The following is a 3592-nucleotide window of genomic DNA, read 5'->3' as shown; positions in this document are numbered from 1 at the left end:
TCCCCCCGGGTCCCCGGCCCGACCGTCACAGGTCGGGTCGGGGACCCCCCTCGCCCCGGTCAGGGCACCGTGCGTTCGATCGCCGCCCGACCCTGCTCAGCCAGGTCACGGCGGGCCCTGTCCAGGTTCTCCGGCGTCAGGTCCTGGCCGCGGGCCATCACCAGGTCCTCCGGCTCCCACTGCTGTTCGCCGCCGGTGCGGATGTTGTCCCCGCCAGCGCCGGTGCCCGTCCCGGTCGCCCCGGTGCCGGCAGCGTACGGATCGCCGATCAGATCGTCGGTGTCCGGTGCCAGATCGTCTGGTCGGTTGCGGGGTTCGGCGAAGCTCGGCGTGTCCCGGTCGGGGCCACCTCCGGTCCGCAGTTGCGGCACGGTGGCGTCATCATCCACCGCCGAGGCCACCTCGGGGCTGTCCTCCAACGGCGGTTGGCGATCGCGATCGGTCATCGTGCTGCCTCCTGTGTCCGACACGGTGCCTGATTTCCTCACGTACCCCTTCGTGTCGGGCTCATGCCGGGCGGCCCGGCCGTCAGGCGCCGGGCTGGTGCTCGGTGGGGGCGGCGGGTCAGGCCCCGGGCTGGTGCTCGTTGGGGGTCGGCGGCTCCGCCGGGCGCAACCACTGCCAGAGCAGCATGAGCAGGCCGAAGACGAGCATCGCCAGCCCGGCCCACAGGTTGATCCGGACGCCCTCTGCCTTGTCGATCTCGGCCCGGCTGTCGAAGATGCCGATCAGCGTCACGATGATCCCGTACGCGACGAAGAGACCACCGATCACCCGGCGGATGTCGAACAGCCGGGCCGCGGCGGAGCGCCGCTGCTCCTCCTGCGTCTCGTCGATCAGCGGGTCCTGTGCCGGCTGGCCGTCGTTGCTCATCTGCCGACCCCTTTCCTCAGAAGACCGGGATGTAGAAGAGGGCGGCCAGCGCGACCGCGATCAGACCGAGCAGCACCGGGGAGCGGTACCAGACGGCGTCCCCGGCGAGCACGTCGCCCTTCAGGTCGACGCCGCCCATGCCGTACACCAGCCCGCGCAGTTCCTCGTCGCGCTTGGGCGAGGTGAGCGGGGTGATGATCGCCGCGACCACCACCGCGGTGACGAACGCCAGACCGGCGCCCCAGAAGCTCTCCTCCAGGTCGGAGTTGAAATCGACCACACCGCCCTTGTAGAGCAGGTAGAGGCTCAGCGACACCAGGGTGCCCAGCAGCAGTGACCAGAAGCCGGCCAGGGCGGTCATCCGCTTCCAGAACATGCCGATGATGAAGGTGGCGAACAGCGGCGCGTTGAAGACGGAGAAGAGCGCCTGGATGTAGTTCATGATGTTGCTGAAACCGGCCGCGATGAACGCGGTGCCGATCCCGATCACCACGGCGGCGACCGTCGCCCACCGGCCGACCCGCAGGTAGTACTCGTCCGAGCGGTCCCGGCGGATGTACGCCTGCCAGATGTCGTAGGTGAAGACGGTGTTGAAGCCGCTCACGTTGGCCGCCATGCCCGCCATGAACGAGGCGAGCAGGCCGGTGACCGCCACCCCGAGCACGCCGTTGGGGAGCAGGTCGCGCATCAGCAGCGGGATGGCGTTGTTGTACTGGAGGTCGCCGCTCTCCGCGCCGAGGCCCTTCACGGTGACCAGGGCCACCAGGCCGGGGATGACCGTGACCAGGGGAATGAACAGCTTCGGGTATGCGGCGATGATCGGCGTACGCCGGGCGGCGCTCATGTTCTTCGCCGAAAGGGCACGCTGCACCTCGGCGAAGTTCGTCGTCCAGTAGCCGAACGAGAGCACGAAGCCGAGGCCGAAGACGATGCCGATCCAGTGCGCGCCGAGCGGGTTGGCCGTGCTGCCGGTGTCCTGCCACGCGTGCAGGCCCGCCTCTCCGAGTTTGGTGTCGGCGACCGCGTCCATGAGGCCGTTCCACCCGCCGACCTTGACCAGGCCGATCACCGTGACCGGAATGAGGCCGGCGAGGATGACGAAGAACTGGAGCACCTCGTTGTAGATCGCCCCGGACAGGCCGCCGATGGTGATGTACGCCAGGACGATCGCCGCCCCGACCACGATCGCCGTCCAGAGCGGCCAGCCGAGCAGCGCCTGCATGACGAGGGCCAGCGCGTAGAGGTTCACGCCGGCGATCAGCACCTGGGCGACGGCGAAGCTGAGCGCGTTGAGCAGGTGGGTGGGGCGGTTGAATCGCAGCCGCAGGTATTCCGGGACGCTGCGGACCTTGGAGCCGTAGTAGAAGGGCATCATCACGATGCCCAGGAAGACCATCGCCGGGACCGCGCCGATCCAGTAGTAGTGGACCGTCATCACGCCGTACTGGGCCCCGTTCGCGGCCATTCCGATGATCTCCAACGCGCCCAGGTTCGCCGAGACGAAGGCGAGACCGGTCACCCAGGCCGGCAGGGAGCGGCCGGAGAGGAAGAAGTCGACGCTGGTCCGGATGGCCCGTCGGGCGGCGAAGCCGACCCCGAGGACGGTGACGAAGTACAGCGCCAGAATCAGGTAGTCCAGGCCGTTCATGTTGAGCCGGAGACCGTCGCCGTCCATCCCGCCACCCCTCGTCCCGACGTCCGCGCTGGTTGCCGCGCGCCCTATTACCCCGCCTGCGCGGTTTCACGCCTGGAGGTGGGAACCGTCCTGTTCCACCCCGGTCGGGCGGTCTGGGGGCGCCCGGGCGCCGACCAGCGCGCGCAAGAGGGCGCCCCGGCCGTCAGGGCCGGGGCGCCGCCTGTCTGCGGGGTGGGTCAGCGACCGAGGACGCGGTCCAGGAAGTCCCGGTAGTTGCGGACCGCCATGCGCAGCTGCTCGGTGTCGGCCGAGCCGGCGTCCTGCCACCCGCCCAGCGTGGTCTTCTGCGCGGCCAGTGCCGAGGAGAGGGCCTGGATGGCCTCCTCCACCAGCGACTGCGCCTCGCCGGCAGCCGCCTTCGGGTCGTCGACGAAACGCAGCTGCACGTCCCGCCAACGGTCCCGGAAGCTCTGCGCGGTGTCCGGTTCGAGGAGCGTGGCCGGCCCGGCCGCGACAGTCGACCCGGCGGGTCGGGATGTTCCGGCGGCCGCCAGCGTGGGGCTGGTGTCGTCGCCGGGGACCGGGTCGCCGTCCGCGTCCGGGTCGACCATCTCCGGTGTGGCGCGGCCGTAGCCGGCCGCGCCCGCCGCGGCGGCCTCCCGATCGCCGGTCAGATCGCCGCGTCGCTCGGGGTCGCCGTTCGTGCTCCCCGGCGGGACGACGGTCCGCGCTGACGTGTCCGCGTCGGCGCGGTCGTCGACGTCGCTGCGGTTGTCGACGTCGGTGCTGTCGACGTCGACGTCCGAGTCGCGGCGGTGCAGCTCGGCGGTCGGGTCGGCGCGCAGACCCTCCCGCTCGCCATCCTCGGCGCCGTCGCCCGGCTGGGCGGTCCGCTCGGCCCGGGGGGCCGGCGGGTCCTGCGGGCGCGGGCTGGCCAGCGCGGAGGCGGCCACCGCGTCGGCGACAGTGGTGGCGCCGACCGTGGTCGGCAGCGGCCCCGGCTCGTGGAAACCGCCCTCGTCGGTGGACCGGTCGTCGCGTCGGTGGCGTGGGTCGGAGTCGTCGGTCAGCTCGTCGTCGGCC

The 3592-nt window shown here is 71.2% G+C and carries 4 protein-coding genes; all 4 read right to left on the bottom strand.

What is annotated here, in order from left to right; all coding sequences use genetic code 11:
- Window positions 1-59 precede the first annotated feature (59 nt).
- Window positions 60-446, bottom strand: coding sequence for a hypothetical protein (locus KBX53_RS26275; protein WP_030333260.1), 387 nt, complete (start codon window positions 444-446; stop codon window positions 60-62).
- Window positions 447-564: 118 nt separating this feature from the next.
- Entirely contained in the window at window positions 565-873 is a 309-nt protein-coding gene (locus tag KBX53_RS26270; protein WP_030333261.1) for a hypothetical protein, read from the bottom strand.
- Between the two features lie 16 nt (window positions 874-889).
- A complete protein-coding gene (locus KBX53_RS26265; RefSeq protein ID WP_210862199.1) occupies window positions 890-2548 on the bottom strand; it encodes a sodium:solute symporter family protein in 1659 nt (552 codons plus the stop codon).
- Window positions 2549-2745: 197 nt separating this feature from the next.
- Window positions 2746-3592, bottom strand: an 847-nt coding sequence (locus tag KBX53_RS26260) for a hypothetical protein (RefSeq protein WP_210862197.1), incomplete at its 5' end; no start/stop codon positions are given.

It is taken from the genome of Micromonospora sp. M51, assembly GCF_018070305.1.
Taxonomy (GTDB): Bacteria; Actinomycetota; Actinomycetes; order Mycobacteriales; family Micromonosporaceae; genus Micromonospora; species Micromonospora parva.
This window is presented reverse-complemented; position numbering and strand designations above follow the sequence as displayed.